The 24,350-nt window shown below is 40.4% G+C and carries 22 protein-coding genes; 7 read left to right on the top strand and 15 right to left on the bottom strand.

The window, feature by feature from the left end:
- Positions 1 to 119: 119 nt before the first annotated feature.
- The 8 genes from Q0H92_RS02395 to fliS all read right to left on the bottom strand — a co-directional run bounded on the left by Q0H92_RS02395 (position 120) and on the right by fliS (position 8,217).
- Entirely contained in the window at positions 120 to 917 is a 798-nt protein-coding gene (locus Q0H92_RS02395) for a histidine phosphatase family protein (protein ID WP_296011417.1), read from the bottom strand.
- Positions 908 to 1,495, bottom strand: coding sequence for a YigZ family protein (locus tag Q0H92_RS02390; protein ID WP_296011414.1), 588 nt, complete (start codon positions 1,493 to 1,495; stop codon positions 908 to 910). The genes Q0H92_RS02395 and Q0H92_RS02390 overlap by 10 nt, the downstream gene beginning before the upstream one ends.
- Complete coding sequence (locus Q0H92_RS02385; RefSeq protein ID WP_296011411.1) at positions 1,479 to 2,381, bottom strand: hypothetical protein; 903 nt, start codon at positions 2,379 to 2,381, stop codon at positions 1,479 to 1,481. Before Q0H92_RS02385 ends, Q0H92_RS02390 begins: the two co-directional genes overlap by 17 nt.
- A 22-nt stretch (positions 2,382 to 2,403) precedes the next feature.
- Positions 2,404 to 4,383, bottom strand: a complete 1,980-nt coding sequence (locus tag Q0H92_RS02380) for a DNA topoisomerase IV subunit A (protein ID WP_296011409.1) — start codon at positions 4,381 to 4,383, stop codon at positions 2,404 to 2,406.
- A gap of 10 nt (positions 4,384 to 4,393) precedes the next feature.
- Entirely contained in the window at positions 4,394 to 6,499 is a 2,106-nt protein-coding gene (locus Q0H92_RS02375) for a toprim domain-containing protein (RefSeq protein ID WP_296011406.1), read from the bottom strand.
- A 61-nt stretch (positions 6,500 to 6,560) separates the two neighbouring features.
- Positions 6,561 to 7,190, bottom strand: a complete 630-nt coding sequence (locus Q0H92_RS02370) for a TetR/AcrR family transcriptional regulator (protein WP_296011403.1) — start codon at positions 7,188 to 7,190, stop codon at positions 6,561 to 6,563.
- Positions 7,191 to 7,212: 22 nt separating this feature from the next.
- Positions 7,213 to 7,701, bottom strand: coding sequence for a flagellar biosynthesis protein FlgN (locus Q0H92_RS02365; RefSeq protein WP_296011400.1), 489 nt, complete (start codon positions 7,699 to 7,701; stop codon positions 7,213 to 7,215).
- Positions 7,702 to 7,758: 57 nt separating this feature from the next.
- Positions 7,759 to 8,217, bottom strand: a complete 459-nt coding sequence (fliS, locus tag Q0H92_RS02360) for a flagellar export chaperone FliS (RefSeq protein ID WP_296011397.1) — start codon at positions 8,215 to 8,217, stop codon at positions 7,759 to 7,761.
- A 153-nt stretch (positions 8,218 to 8,370) separates the two neighbouring features.
- On the opposite strand from fliS, the gene Q0H92_RS02355 reads away from it, so the two are divergent.
- Complete coding sequence (locus tag Q0H92_RS02355; RefSeq protein WP_296011393.1) at positions 8,371 to 10,182, top strand: proline--tRNA ligase; 1,812 nt, start codon at positions 8,371 to 8,373, stop codon at positions 10,180 to 10,182.
- A gap of 25 nt (positions 10,183 to 10,207) precedes the next feature.
- Entirely contained in the window at positions 10,208 to 11,266 is a 1,059-nt protein-coding gene (locus tag Q0H92_RS02350; RefSeq protein ID WP_296011390.1) for a hypothetical protein, read from the top strand.
- A 2-nt stretch (positions 11,267 to 11,268) separates the two neighbouring features.
- On the opposite strand, the gene Q0H92_RS02345 is transcribed toward Q0H92_RS02350, so the two are convergent.
- Positions 11,269 to 12,165: a GerMN domain-containing protein gene (locus tag Q0H92_RS02345; RefSeq protein WP_296011387.1), complete on the bottom strand. Its 897-nt coding sequence runs from the start codon at positions 12,163 to 12,165 to the stop codon at positions 11,269 to 11,271.
- A 243-nt stretch (positions 12,166 to 12,408) separates the two neighbouring features.
- Here Q0H92_RS02345 and Q0H92_RS02340 point away from each other — a divergent pair, with 243 nt between their 5' ends.
- Positions 12,409 to 13,407, top strand: coding sequence for a cache domain-containing protein (locus Q0H92_RS02340; RefSeq protein ID WP_296011384.1), 999 nt, complete (start codon positions 12,409 to 12,411; stop codon positions 13,405 to 13,407).
- Positions 13,408 to 13,409: 2 nt separating this feature from the next.
- Here Q0H92_RS02340 and Q0H92_RS02335 read toward each other — a convergent pair whose 3' ends face one another.
- The 6 genes from Q0H92_RS02335 to Q0H92_RS02310 form a co-directional block, all read right to left on the bottom strand.
- On the bottom strand, positions 13,410 to 14,246 hold the full coding sequence (locus Q0H92_RS02335; protein WP_296011380.1) for a phosphatase PAP2 family protein: 837 nt from the start codon (positions 14,244 to 14,246) through the stop codon (positions 13,410 to 13,412).
- Between the two features lies 1 nt (position 14,247).
- On the bottom strand, positions 14,248 to 15,015 hold the full coding sequence (locus tag Q0H92_RS02330; RefSeq protein WP_296011377.1) for an RNA methyltransferase: 768 nt from the start codon (positions 15,013 to 15,015) through the stop codon (positions 14,248 to 14,250).
- A gap of 56 nt (positions 15,016 to 15,071) precedes the next feature.
- Positions 15,072 to 15,728 carry an ECF transporter S component gene (locus tag Q0H92_RS02325; RefSeq protein WP_296011375.1) on the bottom strand — a complete coding sequence of 219 codons (657 nt, stop codon included), beginning with the start codon at positions 15,726 to 15,728 and terminating at the stop codon, positions 15,072 to 15,074.
- An 8-nt stretch (positions 15,729 to 15,736) separates the two neighbouring features.
- Positions 15,737 to 16,588, bottom strand: coding sequence for an alpha-hydroxy-acid oxidizing protein (locus Q0H92_RS02320; RefSeq protein WP_296011372.1), 852 nt, complete (start codon positions 16,586 to 16,588; stop codon positions 15,737 to 15,739).
- Positions 16,578 to 17,660 carry an ATP-dependent 6-phosphofructokinase gene (locus tag Q0H92_RS02315; RefSeq protein ID WP_296011370.1) on the bottom strand — a complete coding sequence of 361 codons (1,083 nt, stop codon included), beginning with the start codon at positions 17,658 to 17,660 and terminating at the stop codon, positions 16,578 to 16,580. Before Q0H92_RS02315 ends, Q0H92_RS02320 begins: the two co-directional genes overlap by 11 nt.
- An 84-nt stretch (positions 17,661 to 17,744) precedes the next feature.
- Positions 17,745 to 18,458 (bottom strand): rhomboid family intramembrane serine protease, encoded by a 714-nt coding sequence (locus tag Q0H92_RS02310; protein ID WP_296011367.1) that lies wholly within the window; start codon positions 18,456 to 18,458, stop codon positions 17,745 to 17,747.
- Between the two features lie 116 nt (positions 18,459 to 18,574).
- On the opposite strand from Q0H92_RS02310, the gene Q0H92_RS02305 reads away from it, so the two are divergent.
- From Q0H92_RS02305 to gltB, 4 genes are all read left to right on the top strand, one after another.
- Positions 18,575 to 18,910, top strand: coding sequence for a nucleotidyltransferase domain-containing protein (locus tag Q0H92_RS02305; RefSeq protein WP_276779454.1), 336 nt, complete (start codon positions 18,575 to 18,577; stop codon positions 18,908 to 18,910).
- Positions 18,903 to 19,289 carry a HEPN domain-containing protein gene (locus Q0H92_RS02300; protein ID WP_296011357.1) on the top strand — a complete coding sequence of 129 codons (387 nt, stop codon included), beginning with the start codon at positions 18,903 to 18,905 and terminating at the stop codon, positions 19,287 to 19,289. The genes Q0H92_RS02305 and Q0H92_RS02300 overlap by 8 nt, the downstream gene beginning before the upstream one ends.
- Positions 19,286 to 19,663: a NusG domain II-containing protein gene (locus Q0H92_RS02295; RefSeq protein WP_296011354.1), complete on the top strand. Its 378-nt coding sequence runs from the start codon at positions 19,286 to 19,288 to the stop codon at positions 19,661 to 19,663. Before Q0H92_RS02300 ends, Q0H92_RS02295 begins: the two co-directional genes overlap by 4 nt.
- 156 nt (positions 19,664 to 19,819) lie before the next feature.
- Positions 19,820 to 24,343: a glutamate synthase large subunit gene (gene gltB, locus Q0H92_RS02290; protein WP_296011351.1), complete on the top strand. Its 4,524-nt coding sequence runs from the start codon at positions 19,820 to 19,822 to the stop codon at positions 24,341 to 24,343.
- Positions 24,344 to 24,350 lie beyond the last annotated feature (7 nt).

Raw genomic sequence — 24,350 nt, 5'->3', positions numbered from 1 at the left:
TTTAAACTATCCTGAAATTCCAGTTTTATAAATTAATGTCATTATCGGACTTGATCCGATAATCTCAACAGATTCCCGTGTCGTTGCACGGGAATGACAGTCAAAACTCAATATCCAGTTTAAATGGAAAGACAGTTTCCAAAAAATCCAGACGCAGAAACTTTTTCATTTGCGCCGATTAAATGGCTTACATCTCCCATCTGCTGAATTCTAAAAACAACTTCTCCGGGAACTCTTTCTTCCGCACCAACAATTGTAACTGAGCTTGGAGCAACAAAAAATCCCTGCCAAAGCTGAACAGGGCTAATTCCTGTAAGATGGCTTAGCATTACAAACATCACGCCAAGATGACAAACAAAAACAAGATTTTTTTCATCTAAATCTTTTTGCTCAGGCTCAAGGTGCGTGTCAACCAAAGACTCTTCTTTTGAAATATGCGGCAAACAATTATACAAAGGAATTTTTGAATCAATGCGGTTGTAGTCATAAGATGACAAAATCTCATCAAGTCCGCGGCAAACTTCCTTATAGTGAAATTCTATGTTTCCGCTTTTCATTGATTTTGTCTGGAAAAATTTTTGGACATCCTTATATTTCTTTTCGCCAAAATAATCGCGCGGAAGCCAGTCCCATGCAATTCTGTTTTTTCCGGTTTTAAAATCTTTTATGTCGTAGCTGAATTCTCTAAGCCAAGGCATTGTTGAAACTTTCATCGGCTGCTTTGAAAAATCTGCATGAATATTTTCCAAGCAAGCCTTTGCCGTAGCCTGCGCGCGTCCCATCGGCGAAACAAAAAATTCTGTTGCATTCAGTTTTGAAATGCGCTTGCCCAAAAGTTCTATTTCACGTTTTCCTTTTTCTGTAACAGAATCAATTGAATAATCAGGATCTCCATGACGAATAAAAATCAAATGCATTTTATTGTTCCTTTTGAAATGTTTTTTATTTGCTCAAGAAAAGTATTTTTTTCAGATAGAAAAATTTCACCCTGAATGGAAATGTCGGTTCCAAAGTTTTCAGTCAGATTTGAAATATTAAAGTCCTCAAACAAATGTTTTACAGTTTGATACAAATCATAGCCGCATGAAAATGAAAATGAAGATTTTTCAACATAAGGCTCGGCTTTGCAAACAGAAAGAACTTGTTTTGCGCTTTCACTATACGCATGAACAAGTCCGCCCGTTCCTAAAAGTGTTCCTCCGAAATACCTAGTTACCGTAAGCAAGATATTTGTAATTCCGCTTCCTTTTAAAACATCAAGAACAGGACGCCCGGCAGTTCCGCTTGGCTCGCCGTCATCGCTCATTCCAAAAGTTTCAGATTTTAAGCCAACGGAAAAAGCGTGAACCACATGGGTTGCGTCAAAATATTTTTGCTTAACCTCGTGAAGTTTTTCTCTTGCCTGCGCCTGAGTTTCAACTGGAAAAACTTCTGAAATAAAGCGGGAATTTTTTATGACAAGCTCGGCTTTTGATTCTTCAATAAGAACCTTCATTTTTATCTCCGCCAATCATTCCGTTAACGCTCAAAAATGAAAAATAATAAATTGGAATACAATAATAAATTTTTGCAAGAATTGTGTAATATTGAAGGAACGCATAAAATCCGAGCAAAAGAGAAATAAAATTATTTTTTCCAGAAAGAATCGCATTAAGAAAAACTGCAACAAACAAAACTGCAAAATTTTTCAGACATACAAAAATCACAAAGCCCAGATAATGAAAATATCTTCCACGGATAATAAAAAGGCTTTTTTTAATCGCGTCCTTCAAATTGAATTTTTTATTTTCAAGAAACGCATTCCAAACAAAAATAAACGGAAGAAAACAAAATACAAAAACCAAAAAGAAAATCGCCGTGTAAAAAAGAGCAAGTGTAAAAGCCTTTGCAATTTTTTCAGAATCAAGCTGATTCAAGTTTTCATTTGAAAATGCTTGAGCAAAAAAACTTGAGCATGAAATAATTTTTTCTTTAAAAATAAAAATCAATGCGGCAGAAACAAACGCTACAAAAATTACAACAATCGTAAAAAAAACTGAAGAATAAAATATGCGTTTTGACTTTTCAAAAAATCCGCAGAAGATTCCTCCAGGAGAATTTTTTTTGCCAAGAACAACATTTGTAAAGTCAGCGACAATTCCGTAAGCAAGCGTAAAAACAACGATAAGAATCAGCGAAGTAAAAACAAATGAAATTGCATATCCGGCAACAGAGCCATTAAAAAGCATCGCAGGAGAAAATCCGCTTGTAAGCAAAAAAGACAGCATTACATTAAAAAGCAAAAGCAGCAAAACCGAACGCGCAATATTTTTTGCCAGCCGCTCTCTTAAAACCTGATACATTCTTTTATACTCAGGATTTTTTAATTTTTCTTTATCCAATTTTTTATTCCTGTTTTACAATTTATAAATCAAGTTTCGTCTGCAAACCTGAATCTTCAACTTTTATAGAATCAACTTCCTTGGATTCAAGCCGGATTCCGTTAGTCTTCAAACCTTTTTCTTCAAAATCCTGCGCTTTAAATTCTTGGACTGTAATTTTTACACGAGGCTTTTTAGTGTAATTCAAAGTAAATTTAAATTTAGCTCTTGTATCAATGTGAAGAACTTCCATTCCGTCTGGCACAAAATTATAGTCGCGGTTCATAATCCAACCAGAAATTCGGCAACGTTTTATAAAGCAGTATTTTGTTTTTGGATCACGGTAAATTATTGTAAAAAGAATTTTGCTGATAATATCTTTGTCTGCATAATTGCAAAACCAAATTCCAGAGTCAACAAAAAGCTTATCCGGCACATCGCAAACACTCCAAAGTCCGCTCTTGCGCACAATGAGAATTCTGTCAAAAGGAGTAACTTTTAAAATTTCCCGTCCGCCGTTAACAGAAGTTCCAAGATAGCCTTTTTCATCATACCGCAACGGAGTATCACGCTGAACAATCTGCTTTACATCAACTGCGGAAAATGAAGTTATTTTTGTCTGGCGTTCAAGAAGCGCAGGACTTATCGCTGTGTGGTCTTGCTTTGGATCTAGCGCGGAAAATTTTTTAAGTTCATCAAGAATTCCACCAAGATATTCAACAGCACAATCAGTCAAATGCTTTAGCCGCCGCGCAATTTCTTTTAAACGTTCATTGATAGCCTTTACCTGATCACGGTTTTTATTTATATCAAAAAGCGAAATTCGTCTGATTGGAATTTTTAAAAGTTTTTCAACATCTTCATCCGTAACTTCTCTTATAAGCTCATCTTTAAAAGGAACAAATCCGTCTTTAACAGCTTTGTTGACAGCTTCGGCAGTTTTCATTTGTTCAATGGATTTGTAAATCCGCTCTTCAATAAAAATACGCTCAAGCGTGCGCTGATGAAGTTCTTCCGTTAAAGAGCCGCGTTCAAATTCAAGTTCGTCTTTTATAATGTCAGTAAGTTTTTTTGCGTAATATTTTATAATTTCCGTAGCCGTCATTGCCACCGGCATATTTTCTTTTATAACAAGCATCTGGCAGGCAATCGATTTTTCACAAGAAGTGTACGCATACAAAGCTTTTTCCACATCCTTGGAATAAACGCCGCGCGGAAGTTTTATTTCAATATTGCAGTGGTCAGTTGTAAAATCTTCAACTGAACTGATTTTTATTTTTCCAGCTTTATAAGCCGCATCAATTGAATCAAGCAAATCTTTGGAAGTTGTTTCAAGCGGAAGCTCCGTTATAACAATCTTCTTTTCGTCGCTCAAATCGAATTTTGCGCGTGTAATTATTTTTCCGTTTCCATCATTGTAATTGCTTACATCCATCAAGCCGCCGGTCGGAGAATCAGGATAAATTTCAAACGGTTCGCCACGCAAAGCTTTTATTTCCGCATCAAGAACTTCCTTTATATTGTACGGAAGAATTTTTGTGGACATTCCGACTGCAATTCCTTCCGCGCCGCCAAGAAGAACAACTGGAATTTTTGCACGGAAAGCAACAGGCTCTTTGCCTCGTCCGTCGTAGCTCGGAACATATTCTGTAATATTCGGATTGTACAAAAATTTTTTCGCCAGAGGATGAACGCAGCATTCAATGTAACGGGAAGCGGAAGCTGTGTCGCCAGTATAAAGGTTTCCGAAGTTTCCCTGACGCTGAATAAAAATTTCTTTGTTTGCAAGAACAACTAGCGCGGCTCCAATTGAAGCGTCTCCGTGCGGATGAAATTTCATGCAGTCGCCGACAACGCTCGCAACCTTGTGCATTCTGCCATCGTCAATGTTAAAAAGCGTGTGCATTATTCTGCGCTGAACAGGTTTTAGTCCGTCTTCCAAATCAGGAATCGCACGGTCGCGGATAACGTAGCTTGCGTATTCTATAAAATTCTTGTCGAATAAATTTTTTACAAATGCCATTTAAAAATCCTTATGCATCGATGTCAGCATTGCTAAGCAAATGTTTTTCAATAAAAACCCTTCGCTCAGGCGTGTTTTTTCCCATGTAGAATGAAAGAAGTTTTGGCACCATTTTAAGCTGGCTTATTTCAACAGGCGTAAGATGAATTGTTTCCGGCGAAATAAAATCTTTAAATTCCGACGGGCTGATTTCTCCAAGTCCTTTGAATCGCGTTGTTTCCGCAGAAGTGCCAAGTTTTTTCTGAGCCTTGTCGCGCTCCTCTTCGCTGTAGCAATAAATATTTTCCTTTTTATTTCTTACACGGAAAAGCGGAGTTTCCAAAATAAAAATTCTGCCGGAAGTTACAAGCTCCTCAAAATATCCAAGGAAAAAAGTCATCACAAGATTTCTAATATGAAAGCCATCGTTATCGGCATCGGTTGCAATTACGATTTTTGAATATTTTAAATTCTCAACATCCTGTTCAATTCCAAGCGCCATCATCAGCTGGTAAAGCTCGTCGTTTTTGTAAATTTCACTTTGTTTTTTTCCGTACATATTTTCAGGCTTTCCGCGCAAACTAAAAATCGCCTGATAATCAGCGTTGCGTGAATGCGTCATCGTGCCGGAGGCAGAATCTCCCTCAGTTATAAAAATCATGCTGTTTTCGCCTTTTGCGCCATCCTGAATGTGAAAACGGCAATCTTTCAATTTTGGAATTCTTATGCTGATTTTTCTTGCGGCTTCTTTGGCTTCTTTTTTTACCGCGCTAAGTTCTGTGCGGAGCTTTTCATTTGCCTGAATTTTTTCCTGAATTTTTTTTGCAGCTTCAGGATTGTGGTGCAGCCAGTCATCAAGTCCGCTTTGTGTTTCCGAAACAATCCACTGTCGAATATCCGTATTGCCAAGTTTGTTTTTTGTCTGGCTTTCAAAAACAGGATCTTTAACTTTTACAAGAACTGCGGCCGCCATTCCTTCGCGGATGTCTTCGCTTTTATATGAAGTTCCGTAAAAATCATTTATTCCTTTTACAAATCCTTCTTTAAAAGCTGCAAGATGAGTTCCACCGTCTGCCGTGTACTGGCCGTTTACAAATGAAAAATAATTTTCACCGTAGCTATTTGTGTGCGTAAAAGCAAACTTCAACCGCTCTCCCTGATAGCTTCCTATTGCATAAAGCGAAGTTCCTTCAATTTCTTTGTTAAGCAAATCAAAAAGTCCGTTATCGCTTTTGTATTCCTGACCATTGAGCTTTAAAGTAAGTCCTGCATTTAAATAAGCATAATTCCAAATTCGTTTTTCAACAAATTCCATGTTGAAATTGTATTTTCCAAAAATCGCTTCGTCAGGAACAAATTCAAAATATGTTCCGTCCGGCTGCTTTTGCTTTAAATTTCCAGAACGCTGGCTTACAAGTTTTCCTTGCTCAAAAATAGCTTCTGCGCATTGGCCTGCACGAACAGAAACTACGCGAAAATAAGAAGAAAGAGCATTTACGGCTTTTGTTCCAACTCCGTTCATTCCAACTGAAAACTGAAAAACATCATCATTGTATTTTGCGCCGGTATTAATTTCTGAAACGCATTCAACAACTTTTCCAAGCGGAATTCCACGTCCATAGTCACGGACTTTTACACGGTTTTCTTTTACTTCGATTTCAATCTTTTTACCAAAGCCCATGATAAATTCATCAATGGCATTGTCAACAACTTCCTTCAGCAAAATATAAATTCCGTCGTTCTGATTTGAACCGTCGCCAAGCCGTCCGATGTACATTCCGGAGCGCAAGCGAATATGCTCAAGCGCATCAAGGTGAATAATTTTATCATCGCCGTAGTCTTTGCTTTTTAAAGCAACTGGCTTTGTGGAAGCTTTTACAACGGAAACGTCAGAAGTTTTTGAAACAACATTTGTCTCTTTTTTTATTTCTGATTTTTTTAGCGCAGGAATTTTCTTTGCGGGAGCTTTTTCTTTTGCAACGGATTTTTTTACTGCTGTTGTTTTTTTTGCAGTCTTTGATTCAGTTTTTGCCGCTGTCTTTGTAACTTTTTGCTTTGGCTCAGGCTTAGTTGCCTTTGAAATTTTTGCAGATGATTTTTTTACTGCCGAAGTTTTTTTTTCAGTTTTTCCACCCATAACACTCTATTTTAATGTATAAAATAAAATTCTTCAATGTAAGAAAAATCCGGCTGGATTTCTATTTTCTAAAGCTTGCCATAAGCTGCTCAAAGTGCTCTCTAAATTTTTCAATTTGCATAAGTTTTGGAGGCGGACCATAAACAGCGCAAACAGAAGCAAAAAGAATTTCAAGGCTTCTAAGAATTTCCTCTTCTGAAGTTTTCTTATAGCCGGAACTAATAAGAACTGCCATTCCAATCAAAGAACAAGACGCCATATTATTGATTGCAATCGCCGTTTCTTTTTTGTATCCGTATTTATTTTCAAGAATGTCAAGACCTTTCGGCATCCAAAGGTCGTCAACTTGCTTTCCAATTTTTCCGTCCACAGTATAAATCTGCCTAAAGACAAAAGGATCAGTTTGGACAAATTTCAAAAACGCAAGACCGTATGAGCGATAAACAAATTCATTGGAATCGCCCCCCCCAGTTACAGAACTAAAAAGCGAATCAAGCTGCTCAACAACTTTTTTTATAATGTCGTCTTTAAGCTCGTCCATGTTTTTGTATTCAAAATAAATCGGCTGTGTAGAACATCCAAGCCTAAGCGCAATGCGGCGAGACGTAACAGCTTCAAATCCTTCCGCCCGGAAAATTTCCAAGGCAGCATCAACTATCATGTTTTTGGTAATTTTTTTTGTTGCCGACATAATTTTTCTCTTTTGTAAAAAGTTAAACTTCAACTTGAATTCTTGTTCCAGACGAAGAAGATTTCTGCGCATAGATTGAATTCAAAGAACGGTACGGATTTCTAAAATCTGAAATTTGCTTTTTGAGCTGAATCATTCTGACTTTTAAAAGCGAACGGTTTTTTTCATTCTGAGCAAGAACCTGACTTTGAAGCTTGGACAAATCATCTTGAATCTGAGAAACCGGCAAAGCTTCCTTTGGATTATAAAAAGCCGCTCCAGATTTATTGTAAAGTTCCTGCATCGGAACAATCACTTTTTGCAGCGAGCCGATTCCCTGAACAATCTGCGCCTCAAGTTCACTGTGCGCAATCAAGGAATCAGAATCTTCTTCGGTAATTTTATTTTCCTGAGCTTCCAGAACTTTTAAATATTCCTGAAACTTTTTTCTCTGCTGCTCAAGAAGCATTCTGAATTTTTTTAGAATCGCAACACGCTCGTCAAGTTCTTCTTTACTAATTTTTTGTTCCATAAAATTTCTCCGCATCAAAAATGATTCAGCAAATTCAAAGCAAACTTGCAGCTAAAATTATCCTGTTATGTTCAGCGACGGCGCAACTCCCGGAATTTTTGTCTGGGCATTTGCAGTGCTGTTTGAAGCCGAAATCCAAGAATCCTGAAGCTGGGAAAGCATATCACGCACAAACGAAAGTTTTTTCTTGTCATGGCTTATTGTGGAATCCAAAATTTGCTTGTTAAAGAAAACATAAAGCGACATAAGATTTTTTGCAATTTCGCCGCCCTGCTCCATGTTAAGGCTCACTTCAAGTTCTGTGATTATGTCCATAACTTTTTGCAGATAATTTCCAAAATTTTCAATGCTGCTTGGAGCAATTTTTCCGTCTTCAGAAATCAGGGCAATCGCTTTTTCCAAATTTGAAACAGCACCGTCATAAAGCATTACAACAAGTTTTCCTTGGCTGGCAGTTTTTACTCCGATTTCCCGGTAAGCGCTGAATCCGCCATAAGGATTGCTTCCATACGCCATTTTTTCCTCCCATAGCTTTGCTTCTGCTTTGCAAAAACAAGACTGCTACTTTCGATTATCGGAATTTTAGAAAACGACTTTAGCAAAACGGCGCACATTTTATAGAAGACAAAATATTGAACATAGACTTGAATTTCACTAAAATATCCGATTATGAAAACTTCACAAATTCCATTCAGGACGCTTCGCGATTCTCCGTCAGAAGCAATTATTTCTAGCCATCAGCTTATGATGCGCGCCGACTTAATCAGAAAACTCGGAAACGGACTTTACACATATATGCCGCTCGGTTTAAGAGCATACAGAAAACTTGAAAAAATCATCAAGGAAGAAATTGAAGCTTCGGGCGCAATGGAATTTAAGCCGACTGTAATTGTTCCCGGAGACATTTGGAAAGAAAGCGGAAGATGGGAAACAATGGGACCGCAAATGCTCAAGGCGCAGAACCGCCAGCAGCAGGACATGGTTGTAAGCCCAACAGCCGAAGAAGCATACACGGCAATTATGCGCCAGGGACTTACAAGCTACAAGCAACTTCCTATAAACTGCTATCAGATAAACACAAAATACAGAGATGAAATCCGACCTAGATACGGAGTTATGCGCGGCCGTGAATTCAACATGATGGACGGCTACACTCTCAATGCCGATGACGAATCTCTTGACCAGTCATATCAGGCTTACGCAAAAGCTTATCTTAGAATTTTCAAAAGGCTTGGGCTGAATGTAATAACAGTAAAAGCTGACACCGGCGCAATGGGCGGAAGCGGCTCTGAAGAATTCATGGTTGAAAGTGAAATCGGAGACGACACGCTTATTTTGTGCAAATGCGGATACGCGGCGAATATTGAAAAAGCTTCATGCGCAAAAGATGTTCCAGTTGACATAGACGGAAATCCTGTAAAGGCAACAGAAAAAAGCTACGAGCCAATCAGCACACCAAACGTTGGAACAATCGACGACTTGGAAAAATATTTAAAATGCTCAAAGCATCAGCTTTTAAAAACTTTGATTTACAAAGCCACAAATGTCTGCCTTGACCTTAGCGAACTTGACTGCTGCAAGAACTTAAAGACAATTACAGAAGGAAACATAAAATTTTATCCAGAAGTATTTGTTGCAGTCTGCATAAGGGGCGACCTTGATATAAACGAAGCAAAGCTCGCAGGATTCCTAAAAGCATCGGAAGTGGAGCTTGCAACTGCGGAAGAAGACACAAAAATCACAGGCGCGCCAGTCGGATTCGCAGGTCCAATAAACCTTTCAAACGTGCCTGTAATCGCAGACAATTCCGTGCTTGATATGCATGATTTCCTTGTGGGAGCAAACAAAGCCGACACTCACTTTGTCCACGTTGAATACGGCAGAGATTTTTCAGCCTGGAAAACAGCCGACCTTAGAACTGCAAAAGCCGGAGACATCTGCCCTGTCTGTGGAAAGCCATTCTACACAACAAAAGGAAACGAGCTTGGACACATTTTCAAACTTGGAAAAAAATACACAGAGTCAATGAACGTAACTTACCTTGACAAAAACGGAAAGTCCGCTATTCCGACTATGGGCTGCTACGGAATCGGAGTTGACCGTGTTCTTGCTTCAATTATCGAAGCATTCCATGACGACCGCGGAATTATCTGGCCGATGTCAACCGCGCCTTATCAAGTTGCAATTGTTCCAATAAAATACAGCGGAGCAATGAAAGAAGCCGCAGACAAAATTTATGACGAGCTTTTAAAAGCCGGTGTTGAAGTTTTGCTTGACGACCGCGATGAACGTCCAGGCGTAAAATTCAACGACATGGATTTAATCGGATTCCCGGTAAGAATTACAGTTGGAGATAAAAATCTTCCGAACGTAGAAATCAAAATGAGATCAAGCGAGCAGGCAGAACTTGTTCCGCTTGAAAACGCCGCCGCAAAAGCAAGCGAAATTGTAAAGGCTGAATTCGAAAAGCTGAACTCATAAAAATTTAAGTGTAAAGGAAAAAACATTGAAAAAAATAATTCTGACTTTGGCATTTATTTTTATTGCGTCCTTCTCTGCATTTTCTCTTCCGGGAACAAAACAGTACATTCCTGACATTTCCGGAGAATATGTTTACTACAAGGACAGAAGCTTTAAAAATGAATCCATCGTTGGATTTCTTTTTTACAATGAAAGCACTTACGCCGCACGTTTTTATTCTCCTGCCGATGAAAAAAATAGCACGCCGGAAAAGGACATAACAATTTATGTTTCTGTAAATCCTGAATCAAAAATCGGAATGGAATTTACCGGAGAAAAAATTCAAGGCGCAGTTTCCGAACAAGACACAGAAATCATAAACTACCTGCACGACTTGTTTTACGAATTCACTTCGCGCAGGCAAAAAGAAAATCTTGACTCATGCAAAAAAATCAACAGCCAGCAGGATTTTCATCAGTTTGGCGGAAACGTAAACATTCTGTTCAATCCTTATGTTCCGATTTTCAACATTGAAGAAATAAAGGCATCCGACGGACAAAGCATTTTTTCAATGGAAACTGCCGGGCATCTTGTTTCTTCAACCGACGAAAGTTTTTCACTTTTTAAAGGAATTGAAGGGCTTCCGAAAGACAAGAAACGAATTTTCAAAAAAACAAAATCGCAAGAAAGCGCGGCAGAATTCGGCAGTCAAAAAATCACGCTGGACACAATGTGGAAGCAGTCAATGGAAAACTTGTGGCTTCTTGAAGACTTTGCGATTCTTTCAATGACAACAATGGCAGTTCCAGAAGAGCAAAAAAATCATGCCGTGAACAGCCTTTTGCGCCGCCTTTGCCAAAGCACAGACTTGTCATATTCAATTGCGCCCCAAAGGAAAATTACAATAAATGAAAATAAAATTTCTGTGATGAATGTTTTCTATCAGCCTGAATCAGAAAACGTAACCCGCGACTTTAAAATTATCACGCAGAATAAAAATGGTAGCACAATTTCACTTCTTACACTTACAATATTCGACAGCGTTTATCAGAAAAACAGAAGCTACTTTACAAAAATTCTTGAAAGCTACAAAGTTTCCGAGTAGAACTAAAAACTGTTGCGGTTCAGCGGAGTACCAATCCAAACGCCTTCGCTGCCAAGATATTCTTTCTTTTCGCCGTCCACCAAAAACTGCACATTTTCAACAGTAGGAAACGCGGTCGCAGTAAAGACAATCTGCTGAAGCTGTCCGCGCAAACCTTCAATTCCGTACTGATTGAATTCAAAGTCGCCGCTAAAGTTCAAAGTAGCAGTTCCGTTTTTTACAGAAGCACCGATAAGCCTTGTGTTTTCAGAAACGAGCGAACGGCAGCCGGAATTTTCTTCTGAAGCGACAGGACCTTTTATCAAAGCGTTTATCGCGTCCATAAGCGGACTGTCGGACTTTTTCATTTCGCGGGTAATTTCTTTTCTTGAAACAGAACCGTCGCTGTTTATTGTCATAAAGTAAAGCTTGAGCTTCATGCTGGAAGTTTTTGGCTCGGTTTTTACAGAAACTTCTTTTCTTACTGTTGTTTCTTTTTCTTCGGATTTCTGCGCGGAATCTTTTTTTTCTGTCTTGGAATTTACTTTTTCTTCAACAGCGGCTTCCTGCTGTTTTTTTGCAATATCATTCTGAGCCTTTATGTTTTCGTATATATTTTCCTGAACTGCCGACTGCGCGCTTTCTTCTTCAACATGAGAGCCAACGCCGTTCAAGTCAATTTCAATAGTTTCAATTGGAGCAACTTCATTCTTGTCAGCGACAGAAGAACTTTTCACTTCCGCCTTTTCTACAAATTCAGGAGTCTTTAATCCAGTCTTGCTGAAAAAACCTGTCGCCTTTAAGTTGCTTGCAATTTTGTCTTGATTTATAAGGAAAATTATAAGAATGAGCAGAGCAGCCAAAAGCCAAAGCGCAAGCCCGATTCCCGTTCTCTTTTTCTTTGCATTTTTTTCCGACATAGAAATGAGTATAAACCAGACAAGTTAAATTTTCAATAATGGCAGGTTCTTTAAAACAGATATATAAACATAGAACTGCTTTAAATATTATGCACAAATTTTAAGCAGATAAATCTAAAAAGCCAAGTTTTCCACATTCTATTGAAAGTTATTTAATTTTCATTATAATAGAAAGCAATAGCAATGGGGCTGTGTACTTGGTGCGCAGTCCCATTTTTTTTCAGCAAATATAGGCGGAATAAAATGGAAGACACAAAATCAGAAAAGCTAAGCACGGTTTTTGACGAACTTATTCAGGACTACGAATCTTTGCACAGCTCGCTCAATGAAATATACAACGAATCGCAAAACATCAGAATTCTTTCGTTCAACTCTTCAATTGAAGCGGCAAGAGCTGGAACAGTCGGAAAAGGATTCCGCGTAATTGCAAACGAAATTAAAAACATATCCGAGAAAAATGACACGCAAAATCAGACGTGCCAGAAAGTCGTTGACCAGATTGAAATAAAAATGCACAAGCTGATTGGAATTAGAACTGCGGAAATGGCGTTCGACACAATCGACAAAGTTGACCGAAACCTTTTTGAGCGTTACTGCGATGTTCAGGCTTGGGCAACATTCGGAAAAATAATCGACTGTCTTGCAAATCCCACTGAAGAAAAAAGAATTTCCGCGGAACACACAATAGAAAATCTTGTAAGAATTTATGAAGTTTACCACGACATTCTTCTTACGGACACAAGAGGAACTGTTGTATGCGTGGGCGTAAATAAAAATTTGCGCGGACGTTCAATGCAGAATACAAAATGGTTCAAGGAAACTTCCGAGTCGCAAGGCACAACTTATTCAGATATGTATTACTCTGAATCTGTAAAAGACTGGACAGTTTCGTACAGCTGCCCTGTGCGCGCCCAAGACGGAACGATTGTCGGAATAATTTCAACAAGGTTCAACTGGAAATTCATACTGAACATAATTTCAAGCGCGAAAGTTTCCCATTCAGGCGAAATATTCATCATAAACAAAGACGGACTTGTAATAGCTTCAAAAAACAAAGACGAAATTTTAAAGCGGCGGCTCACAGACTGGGAAGCGTTCGAGCAAATTTCGCAAGGACAAAAAATGGGATTCTACACAAACAAAACCAGCCGAGCACTTGAAGTCTTTGGATATTCAAAAACTCCCGGATACAACTCTTACAAAGGCAAAGAATGGTCAGTCGTAATAAAAGAAAACTATTGAAATTAAAGAGCTATTTTCCAATTTACAGAAACTGGCGTTACAGAAAAACGCACGCTTCCTTTTTTGAATGCAGTTTCTTTTTTTTCTGAATGTGAAGCAATCAGCTCATGCACAAACGGAACTCCAATTCCGCAGACAGTGCCTAAAGCCGCGCCAAAAATCGTGTCAGTAAGAAAATGATTTCCGCTTGAAATTCGCAAAGCAGCCGTTCCAAGCGCAACTGTATAAGATGCCGCAATTACAGGAATTTTCCATTTTGATTCAGGAAAATAACGGCAGAATGTATACGAAAGAAATCCTGCGCCCAAAAAAGAATCTGTTGTGTGTCCGCTTGGACTTGAAAACTCAAAGTCATGGTTGTCAAGTTTGTCTTTCGGGTAGCCGTCGTAATACATATAAGGACGTGCTCTTTGTATTCCCATCTTCAAAAAATTTTTCGCGCCGTAATCAAAAAGATAAGCTTCAACATACATCGTAGTCAGCGTAAGAAAATCTTCCGCGGAAAAAACATCGTTGAAAAATCCAGCTCCGTAAACTGCAAACGGAAGAGCAAGGTTCACGGCGCAAGTTGCAGTTCCAAAATTGTCGAGAGTGCGGCTGTATTTTTGTGAAAGTTTTCTGTCTAAAAAATTTACTGAATCCAAATCGTAGCTTCGTTCTGTGTATTCAGGAAAGTCCAGCGTTTTTTCAGCGACAACCGCAGAAGTTGTTAAAGCAATTCCAGCTCCAAGAATAATTCCGTCTGCAACTGGATTCAGTTTAAACGGAGATTTTTCTGTTTGCGCAAAAACTTCCGCAGAAATCAAAAGAAGAGAAATTGCAAAGAAAAGTTTTTTCATTTTATTTTTTAAGCTCGTACATTATTACAGAAGCCGCCTGCGCAACATTCAAGCTGTCAACTTTAGGTCCGGCTTCTCCCATTCCGGCAAAAGGAATTATTACAAGCGAATCGCAATTCTGAGCAACTTCTTCGCTGATTCCTTTTTCCTCGTTCCCAAGCACAACCAATGCCGGTTTTCCAAGGCAAAGCGATTTCATTTCCGAAACTTTTTTCTGCGCCTTTAGTGAAGTTCCGAATCGAGCCATTTTTCCTTTCATGTCTTTGAGCAAAAACGGAATTGACCTTACAGAATAAATGTTTACAAATTCCATTCCGCCTTCTGCAACACGGTAGCTGCTGGTTGTAATTGAAGACTGAGATTCGTCCAACGGAATTACAATATTTCTTATGCCGAAAAACGCCGCGCTTCTTACAATTGCGCCAAGGTTGTTTGCATTTCCAACACGGTCAAGAATCACCGCATCTTCTTTTTGTTCAATCCAGCGCGCTGTAATGTCTGTGTTCAGCGGAAGAATTACAGGAGTGTCAATCATCGCAACAACGCCCTGATGGTGAACGCTTCCGCAGAGTTTTTCAAGTTCAACAGGATCTGCGACTTTATTGTAAGGACGTTTTGAAGCGGCCATTTTTTTGCAAAGTCCGCCAAACAAAGGAGCTTTTTCTTCCATAAAATATAAGCGGCGAATTTTCTGGCTGTTGATTTTTTCCAATGTTTTTACAGCTGCAAAACCGCAAACTGCAAGTTCGTTTCTTTGAGTGTTTTTCATAGCAAAAATATATCCGTAAGAAAATAAAAATTCAATTCAGTTTTTAGACTGAAAAATCATTCTTCAAATTTTGAAATCTTTGACTTCCTTGAGCCGACTGCATAAACGCATCCAAGAACAGCGCACGAAAGAATAACTGCGCAAAGCACTTCAAAAAATCCGTTTGTAATCATCGTTGTTGCAATAATCGCCACAAACGCCTTGAGCCCGGAAATATTTTCTGTGCTGATTCCAATTTTTTCAATTGCGCCAAGAACCATCGGAAGAAAAATGTTTCCGTAGAAAATAAAAATCGCGCCCATAACAAGAACTGTATGAATAAAAGTTCCAAGGGCAGCAGCAATAGCACCGCTTATAATTTTTGGCATACGCGGAATAAAATTGAGCAAAGTAAAAATCGCCCAGACAGCAACAGGAAAAAGCAACCGTGGCAAAACAGAAACAAGCGGATTCATAAAAAATGGACTTGCCGCAGCTCCAAGCATAAGATTTTTTACAAGGCTAGAAACACCAAAAATAAATCCAGTTGCAAGCCCCGGAACAAGTCCAGCCAAAAGAGTTGCAAGAATTACAGGAATGTGCATCAAAGTTATTTGAATCGCGCTTCCAAGCTGAATGTAGCCAAGCGGCGTAAAACTTAAAATAATGCTGAGCGCAGAAAAAACACCAGCCATAGCAATTTTGTAGTTCATGGAATTATTTTCGTTTTTCATTTATTACCTCAATTTTTTAAAACATTATCAAAAGAAATTTTTTTGCAAAGCGCAGAAGCAAAAGGACGACCAACAAGAACTTCAGAAGCTCCATAGCTTTGAGCCTTGAACACATCATTCCAAGAACGGATTCCGCCGTCAACCCAAAGTTCCGCGCAATTTGATTTTAGCATTTTAAAGTTTTCAGAAAGGAATTCTGCGGAACTGCCTTCACGAGTTTCAATGCGCCCGCCGTGATTTGAAACAAAAGCAACATCCGGCTTCACTTCTTTAACAAGCTGCAAATCCTCATCCGTAAAAATTCCTTTTATTACAAACGGAATTCCTTTTTTAGAAAAATATTTTTTCAACTCAATCAGCAAAGACGAATCTTTTTTTTCAAGCTGGGCTTTGCTCCGCATCGTTACAATGTTGTATGCGTCAATGTCGATTCCGCAATATTCAGAAATATTTTGCGCCCATTCAAAACGCTCAAGAATTTTTTTGTTGCTGTAAGGCTTTATAAAAACTGACGCTTTTTTCTCGGCTGACTGAACGGCTTCAATTCCCCACTTTAACTTTGTGTCTGGAACGCCGTCGCCAATGCTAAGCTTTATTCCAAACTTTGAACATTCGTTTATCAAGTCAAAGTAAAATTGCTTTTCGTCAGGGTAGCCGACATTTTCAACAGCGCCAGTCATCGGGGCAAGCCGGATTTCTTTTTTACCAAAGTCAAACGGACCGAAATTTAATTTTTTCCAAGCGGCGCAGTTCAAGATGAAATTTTTATTCGCATTCACGCCGCCCATTCCGGGAAGCTCGCCAGCGCAGCCAAAGCCAAGACATTCAGCGCAAAACCAGCATTTAAAATTAGTCTCCAAGGCAAATACCCAAGTCTCTGGCAGTTTTTATCATAGGATGATCGAGCGGAATGTTCTTTACTTTTCCAGCAACGAAGTCAAGCGGAACTGGCTTTATTTTTCCGTTCTGAACCGCAACAAGATTTCCGAATTTTTCCTGAGCAAGAAAATCTGCGGCGGCGGCTCCAATCTGTGTGGAAAGGAGACGGTCATAAGGAGAAGGCGTTCCTCCGCGCTGCAAGTAGCCAACAACAGTCGCACGGCATTCAAATCCAGTTGCTTCTTCAAGCTCCTTTGCAACTCTTGCGCCTATGGAACATTGCATTGCCGCCCTTGCCTTTTTAAAAGCTTTTTTGTCAAGCAAGGATTCTTCTTTTGACTTTGCGCCTTCCGCAACAACAACAATTGAAAAATTCTTCCCAGAGGATTTGCGTTCCTTTATTTTTTTTGCAACGCTGCTTATATCGTAAGGAATTTCCGGAATCAAAATAGCATCTCCGCCGCCAGCAATTCCTGAATAAAGTCCAAGCCAGCCGGCTTTGTGCCCCATGATTTCAACAATCATAACTCTGCCGTGGCTGCAGGCTGTAGTGTGGATTCTGTCAATCGCATCAGTCGCAACATCCAAGGCTGTATAAAATCCGAACGTTACATCAGAGCCTTCAATGTCGTTGTCAATTGTTTTTGGAAGTCCGATTACATTCAGTCCAGACTGAAACAAAAGGCTTGCAGTTGTGTTTGTTCCGTTTCCACCGATACAAACAAGGGCATCAAGATTCCATTTTTTGTAGTTTTCTTTTATGGCTTCAACAGGCAAAAGACCGGTCGCTTCGTTTACAACTGGATTTTTAAAAGGCTTCTCTCTTGAAGTTCCAAGAATTGTTCCACCTTGAGCTATAAGACCAGAAAGCTCATTTTCAGAAAGAACCTTCATGTCTCCGTTTATAAGCCCGCGGTAGCCGTTGAAAATTCCCACAGCTTCCATGTTATACTGATTTTTTGCGGCACGGCACAAAGCCCTTATCGCAGCATTAAGTCCAGGCGCATCTCCGCCGCTTGTAAGAATTCCGAATCTTTTTACCTTGCATTCCATAAACTGAATTATATATCAATTATTGCGTTTAGAAAAGACAAAGCCGCATCGCAAAAAGTTAAAAACAAGTTAAAAGAAAATCCGCTACAAGCTGATGTTTCCAACTATAGTTTCATCGCTGCTTGAAGAATATTCCGGCTCATTTTCAATTGTTTTTTCCTGCTGCTTTTTTTGAGTTTGAGAAGAACGTTTTTTTGGGCAGACAAAAAATCCAAAAAGGCTTCCGCAGATTCCAGACGCAAGCTGAATAAAAACAGGAACATTATTTTGCATAAACGGCATAAATCCTGAAATCTTTTTTCCGCTGGTAAGAGCAAACGCAAAATAAAGGACGAAAATAAAAATCCAGGAAACTGGAAGCTGCTTTTTTATAAACACGGAAAGCACCGAAAGAATTATCATCATAAAAACAATTCCGCCGCATCCAGAAATTCCAAATGTTGAAACGCAAGCCGTCAAAACTCCGCCCACAAGGGAAGTTATAAAAATCATAAGAGCAAGCATAACCGAGCCGTAACGTTCTTCCAAAACAGGACCGAGCAAAAGAATGAATCCAGTATTTAAAAAGAAAGAAGTTGAATTTCCGCCGCCGAACGGATAAATGACAAGTTTTGCATAATTCAACGCTGATTTAAAGTCAAACGCGGGAACAGATTTTGCTCCGGGACATTCAAAAATTTTTTCAGAAACATTGAGCTTTAAAATCAAGTCAGCAACAAAAATCATCGCTGAAACAATAGAAAAAACAAGCACAACCGGAGAATCAAAAATAATTTTCAAAGAATTTTTCTTAGCCATATTTTAAATATTTCGGCAGATTTCCGCAGAAATTTCAGATTAAAAAAATTGCGGTTTGTTATGTGAAAAAAAAACTAAACTATATTTTTCATTCGATATGTGCTATATTTGTTTTAATGAAAGAAAAAAATATAACAAAAGAAATTCAGCAAGAGCTAGAAGAAATAACAAAATCAATTTTAAGCGTGGTTTCTGTAAAAGAAATATTTCTTTTTGGTTCTTATGCGAATGGAACTCCTTCAGAAAACAGCGACTTTGACATTTACGTTGTAATTCCAGATAACTCAATGCGTCCTTTAGATGCAATGACAAAAATAAACATGGCAATAAGCAAAAATCAAAAACGGCCAGTAGATATTTTAGTAGGCAGCCAAAGTGATTTTAAAAAGCGAAGTTCATTGCCATACATTGAAAAAGAAGTTTTCAACAAGGGAATCAAAATATATGCCTAATGAAATATATGGAACTGTCAAAGAATGGATTGAATATGCAGACAAAGACATATCATCTGCAAAATATCTTTGCTCAATGCATCCAAAGCCCTTAGAAATCATTTGCTACCACTGCCAGCAATGTGCCGAAAAAGCATTAAAAGCATTTTTAATTAAAAACAACCATGAAGTAAAAAGAACCCATGACTTAATGCTTTTACAAAATGATTGCAAAAACATTTCTCATCAATTTGATACTTTAACGCTTGAATGCGCCGTATTAAAAAACTATTCTGTTACATCTCGCTATCCATATCCTTTAGAAATATCAGAAATTGATACTGAAAATGCCATAAAATATGCAGAAACAATTCTTGAGTTTGTAAAAAAATCTATATGAACTTGCGCTTGAAAATATTCGACATTGTGTTTATTCTGATTTTTTTAACTGTGATTTTTTTTTCGTTTTTCAATTTGTTCAGAAAAAAAAGTGAAAAGGCGGCGGAACTTTTTGTGCAGACTCCAAAAGAAAAATTTGTTTACAGCCTTTCAAAAGACGGAATTTACAAATTCAAAGGACTTCTTGGAGAAAGTTCAATTCAGGTTGAAAATGGAAAAGCGAAATTTTTAGATTCACCTTGCGAAAACAAAAACTGCATTCAAAGCGGAGAAATAAGCGCAAACGGACAATGGGCCGCCTGCCTGCCAAACGGAATATTCATTAATATAGAAGGAAAAAGCAAAGAAAGCAATTTCGATGCAATTTCAAACTAAAATCCGCCAGCAATATTGCCAATATTTTTTTGCCAATCTCTTGATAATTTATTTAATTTTTTATATATTCTAAGGAACGAAACGAAGGCGTTTTGTAGAATGCAGGCTAACTGTCTGTTTTTTGCAAAGCGCCTTTTTTTTATGCAAGGGGTTACTATGACTGAAAAAAACAAAACTTTGTATGATCCGTCATTTGAGCATGACGCTTGCGGAATCGGGGCGGTTGTAAACATTGACGGCACGGCGACTCACAAAATCGTGGATAATGCGCTGTGCATAGTTGAAAAGCTGGAGCACCGCGCTGGAAAAGATGCCACCGGCGAGACCGGCGATGGAGTCGGAATTCTTGTCCAGATTTCGCATCAGTTTTTTAAGCAGGCTGCAAAGGAAATCGGAATAGAACTTAAAGAAGCGCGCGACTACGGAGTTGGAATGTTCTTCTTTCCGCAGGACAAATATATCCGCTCGCAGGCGATGAAAATGCTTGAAGTCCTTGCAAAAAAGGAAAATCTCAAATTCCTTGGCTGGAGAAAAGTTCCTGTAAATCCTGATGTTCTTGGTCAGCGCGCAAAAGACTGTATGCCTTGCATAATGCAGTGCTTTATCGAGCGTCCGGAAAATATCAGCCGCGGACTTGACTTTGACCGCAAGCTTTACATTCTGCGCCGCCAGTTTGAGCATTCGCATTTGAACACATACATTGCTTCGCTTTCAAGCCGCACAATCGTCTACAAGGGAATGTTCCTTGTTCAGCAGCTGAGAACTTTCTACAAAGACCTTCAGTCCGAAGACTACACTTCATCCCTTGCGCTTGTTCATTCAAGATTCAGCACGAACACACAGCCGAGCTGGCAGAGGGCGCATCCGAACAGATTCATTGCGCATAACGGAGAAATCAATACAATCCGCGGAAACGTTGACAGAATGCTTGCAAGAGAGGAAACTCTTGACTCGCCTGTTTTCAAGGACGAGGAGCTCCGTGAAATTCTTCCGGCTGTGGACGCGACAGGCTCTGACTCGGCGATGCTCGACAACACTCTGGAATTCCTTGTGATGAACGGAATGCCGCTTCCGCTTGCAGTTATGGTCTGCATTCCTGAGCCTTGGAAAAACGACGAGACGATGAGCCAGCAGAAGCGCGACTTCTACCATTACTGGGCAACGATGATGGAGCCTTGGGACGGACCCGCCGCGATTCTTTTCAGCGACGGAGATTTTGTCGGGGCGACTCTTGACAGAAACGGACTTCGCCCGAGCCGCTACTATATTACAAAAGACAATATGCTCATTCTTTCTTCGGAAGTTGGAGTTCTTGACATTCCGGAAGAAAACATTGTAAAGAAATCACGTCTTCAGCCTGGAAAAATTCTTCTTGTTGACACAGTCCAGAAGCGTCTTATTTCAGACGAGGAAGCGAAAAAGCAGTACATAAATCTATATCCTTACGGCGAATGGCTCAACCTTAATCTTCTGAAGCTGAAGGATCTTGTGATTCCGAACAAGAAAATTCCGGTCTACACGCAGGAAGAGCGCGACATAATGTACCGTGCGTTCGGCTGGAACTACGAAGATGTAAACGAGATGATTCTTCCGATGGCGCAGAACGGAGTTGAACCGACTGGAGCCATGGGAATAGACACGCCGCTTGCAGTCATGAGCGACAAGCATCCGCCGCTTTTCAACTACTTCAAGCAGCTGTTCGCCCAGGTTACGAATCCGCCGATTGACTCTCTGCGTGAAAAAATTGTTACAGACACAACAGTTTACGTTGGAACAGACGGAAATCTTCTTGAGCCGAAAAGCGCAAACTGCACAGTTCTTGAAATAAACAATCCGATTTTGACCGGCGTCGATATGCTCAAGCTCAAAAACTTGAACCGTCCCGGACTGAAAACTGCGGTTGTTTCCCTTTTGTATTATAAAAACACTTCGCTTAAAGAGGCTCTGGACAATATTTTTGTCGCAATCGAGCGTGAATATCACAACGGAAGCAACATAATCATTTTGAGCGACCGCGGAGTTGACGAAAACCACGTCGCCGTTCCAAGCCTTCTTGCAGTCAGCGGAGTTGAGCAGTATCTGATCCGCACAAAAAAGCGCACGGCAATCTCTATCATCCTTGAGTCGGCGGAAGTCAGAAATGTCCATCAGGCTGCGATGTGCTTGGGCTACGGAGCGCGCGCGGTAAATCCTTATCTTGCGCATGAATGCATTGCCGAGCTTATTGACCAGAAGCTTTTGGACAAGGATTACCACACCGCAATCGAAGACTACAACAAGGGAATCATAAACGGAATTGTAAAAATCGCCGCGAAGATGGGAATTTCAACAATTCAGTCTTATCAGTCCGCGCAGATTTTCGAGGCAATCGGAATCAGCAAGGACGTAATCGACGAGTATTTTACAAACACAGTCAGCCGCGTCGGTGGAATCGGTCTTAAAGAAATTGACGAGGATGTGAACTTCCATCACAACAAGGCATTTGATCCGCTCGGACTTGCAGTGAACACTCACCTTGATTCGGTTGGAAACCACAAGCTGCGCCGCGGACCGACTTGCGAAGACCACCTTTATTCACCGGAAACGATTATCGCGCTGCAGGAAGCCACCCGCACGGGAAGCTACGAAAGATTCAAGGAATACACGGCCTTGGTTGACGACAATGCGCATCCTCACACTTTGCGCGCAATGCTCAAATTCAGCTTTCCTGAAGGAAAAGAAATCAGCATAGACGAAGTTGAGCCGGTTTCCGAAATTGTAAAACGGTTCAAGACAGGAGCTATGAGCTACGGTTCAATTTCTGAGGAAGCGCACCGCTGCATGGCTTTGGCGATGAACCACCTGCACGGAAAATCAAATTCTGGCGAGGGCGGAGAAAAGCCTGAGCGTCTTGGAACTGAGGCGAATTCTGCAATAAAGCAGGTTGCGTCCGGACGTTTCGGCGTTACGGAAGAATATTTGCTTAGCGCGAAGGAAATTCAGATTAAAATGGCGCAGGGAGCAAAGCCTGGAGAAGGCGGACATCTTCCGGGAAAGAAAGTTTATCCTTGGATTGCGCAGACCCGTTACGCAACTCCGGGCGTTTCTTTGATTTCGCCGCCGCCGCACCACGATATTTATTCAATTGAAGATTTGGCGCAGCTGATTTACGACTTGAAAAACGCGAACCGTGCCGCCCGCATTTCCGTTAAGCTTGTCTCAGAGGCTGGTGTCGGAACGATTGCGGCTGGTGTTGCAAAGGCCGGTGCGCAGGTGATTTTGATTTCAGGACACGACGGCGGAACTGGAGCTGCTCCAATTTCTTCAATTCATCATGCAGGGCTTCCGTGGGAATTAGGGCTCGCGGAAACTCACCAGACGTTGATTCAGAACGGACTTCGTTCGCGCGTTGTGATTGAGACGGACGGAAAACTTATGAGCGGCCGCGATGTTGCGATTGCCTGTCTTTTGGGCGCGGAGGAATTCGGTTTTGCAACAGCTCCTCTTATCACAATGGGCTGCGCAATGATGCGCGTTTGCAACCTTGACACTTGTCCGTTCGGCGTTGCAACCCAGAACAGCGAGCTTAGAAAACGATTTACAGGAAAACCTGAATATGTTGAAAATTTCATGAAGTTCATTGCCGAGGAGTTGCGCGAAATCATGGCAAAGTTCGGCTTCCACAGCATTGACGAAATGTGCGGACATACGGAGCTTCTTGCCCTCAAAGAAAAAAGCGCGTTCCCTAGGGCAAACCTTGTGGACATGAGCAGAATCATCGGCTGGAAAACTCCGGAAGATGCAAAGACACATTTTGAGCCTGCGGACATTTTTGACTTCCATCTTGAAAAAACTGTAGACGAGGCAAAACTTCTAAAGGCATTTGAAAAGTCAAAGAAAGCAAAGAAGGGCGTTTTTGAACTTTCAGTTTCTTCAACGGACAGAACGGTGGGAACAATTCTCGGCTCAGAGATTCAGAAAACTTTCGGCTCATCGCTTGAAGAAGACAGCTACGTTGTGAACTGCACAGGCGGCGGCGGACAGTCATTCGGCGCATTCATTCCGAAAGGCCTTACGCTGAACCTTACAGGAGACGCAAACGACTACCTCGGAAAAGGCTTGAGCGGCGGAAAAATCGTAGTCCACCCTTCAGCAAAGGCAACTTACAAAGCCGAAGAAAACATCATCATCGGAAACGTGGCCTTGTACGGAGCTACAAGCGGAAGCGCGTTCATAAACGGAATTGCAGGCGAACGTTTCTGCGTAAGAAATTCCGGGGCGGTTGCGGTTGTAGAAGGCTGCGGCGACCACGGACTTGAATACATGACAGGCGGAACTGCTGTAATTTTGGGCGGAACAGGAAAAAATCTCTGCGCGGGAATGAGTGGCGGAACCGCTTATGTTCTGGACGAGAACCACGATTTGTATCTGAGACTGAACAAGCAGCTTGTTTCCATGACAGAAGTTTCAGACAGCCACGACATTGAAATCATAAAGGACTTGATTCAGCGTCATGAAAAAGAAACCGGCTCGGAGCTTGCAAAGAAAATTCTTAAGGACTTTGATAATTACATCAGGCACTTCAAGAAAATCGTTCCTAATGATTATCAGAAGATGATGACGGAAATCGCAAAGGGCGAAGAGCGCGGTTTGAATCACGATGAAGCAGTCCTTGAAGCTTTTAAAAAGCTCACTGCATAAGAAAAAG

The organism is uncultured Treponema sp., from assembly GCF_934725225.1.
Taxonomy (GTDB): domain Bacteria; phylum Spirochaetota; class Spirochaetia; order Treponematales; family Treponemataceae; genus Treponema_D.
This window is presented reverse-complemented; position numbering and strand designations above follow the sequence as displayed.

What these genes read in the sequence shown, in the direction of transcription:
- Q0H92_RS02380 (WP_296011409.1), bottom strand. Translation starts at nt 4,383, where the DNA reads ATGGCATTTGTAAAAAATTTATTCGACAAGAATTTTATAGAATACGCA.
- Q0H92_RS02345 (WP_296011387.1), bottom strand. Translation starts at nt 12,165, where the DNA reads ATGTCGGAAAAAAATGCAAAGAAAAAGAGAACGGGAATCGGGCTTGCG.
- fliS (WP_296011397.1), bottom strand. Translation starts at nt 8,217, where the DNA reads ATGGCGTATGGAAGCAATCCTTATGGCGGATTCAGCGCTTACCGGGAA.
- Q0H92_RS02295 (WP_296011354.1), top strand. Translation starts at nt 19,286, where the DNA reads ATGAACTTGCGCTTGAAAATATTCGACATTGTGTTTATTCTGATTTTT.
- Q0H92_RS02365 (WP_296011400.1), bottom strand. Translation starts at nt 7,701, where the DNA reads ATGGAACAAAAAATTAGTAAAGAAGAACTTGACGAGCGTGTTGCGATT.
- Q0H92_RS02305 (WP_276779454.1), top strand. Translation starts at nt 18,575, where the DNA reads ATGAAAGAAAAAAATATAACAAAAGAAATTCAGCAAGAGCTAGAAGAA.
- Q0H92_RS02355 (WP_296011393.1), top strand. Translation starts at nt 8,371, where the DNA reads ATGAAAACTTCACAAATTCCATTCAGGACGCTTCGCGATTCTCCGTCA.
- Q0H92_RS02300 (WP_296011357.1), top strand. Translation starts at nt 18,903, where the DNA reads ATGCCTAATGAAATATATGGAACTGTCAAAGAATGGATTGAATATGCA.
- Q0H92_RS02325 (WP_296011375.1), bottom strand. Translation starts at nt 15,728, where the DNA reads ATGAAAAACGAAAATAATTCCATGAACTACAAAATTGCTATGGCTGGT.
- Q0H92_RS02395 (WP_296011417.1), bottom strand. Translation starts at nt 917, where the DNA reads ATGCATTTGATTTTTATTCGTCATGGAGATCCTGATTATTCAATTGAT.
- Q0H92_RS02335 (WP_296011380.1), bottom strand. Translation starts at nt 14,246, where the DNA reads ATGAAAAAACTTTTCTTTGCAATTTCTCTTCTTTTGATTTCTGCGGAA.
- Q0H92_RS02375 (WP_296011406.1), bottom strand. Translation starts at nt 6,499, where the DNA reads ATGGGTGGAAAAACTGAAAAAAAAACTTCGGCAGTAAAAAAATCATCT.
- gltB (WP_296011351.1), top strand. Translation starts at nt 19,820, where the DNA reads ATGACTGAAAAAAACAAAACTTTGTATGATCCGTCATTTGAGCATGAC.
- Q0H92_RS02390 (WP_296011414.1), bottom strand. Translation starts at nt 1,495, where the DNA reads ATGAAGGTTCTTATTGAAGAATCAAAAGCCGAGCTTGTCATAAAAAAT.
- Q0H92_RS02310 (WP_296011367.1), bottom strand. Translation starts at nt 18,458, where the DNA reads ATGGCTAAGAAAAATTCTTTGAAAATTATTTTTGATTCTCCGGTTGTG.
- Q0H92_RS02370 (WP_296011403.1), bottom strand. Translation starts at nt 7,190, where the DNA reads ATGTCGGCAACAAAAAAAATTACCAAAAACATGATAGTTGATGCTGCC.
- Q0H92_RS02330 (WP_296011377.1), bottom strand. Translation starts at nt 15,015, where the DNA reads ATGAAAAACACTCAAAGAAACGAACTTGCAGTTTGCGGTTTTGCAGCT.
- Q0H92_RS02340 (WP_296011384.1), top strand. Translation starts at nt 12,409, where the DNA reads ATGGAAGACACAAAATCAGAAAAGCTAAGCACGGTTTTTGACGAACTT.
- Q0H92_RS02315 (WP_296011370.1), bottom strand. Translation starts at nt 17,660, where the DNA reads ATGGAATGCAAGGTAAAAAGATTCGGAATTCTTACAAGCGGCGGAGAT.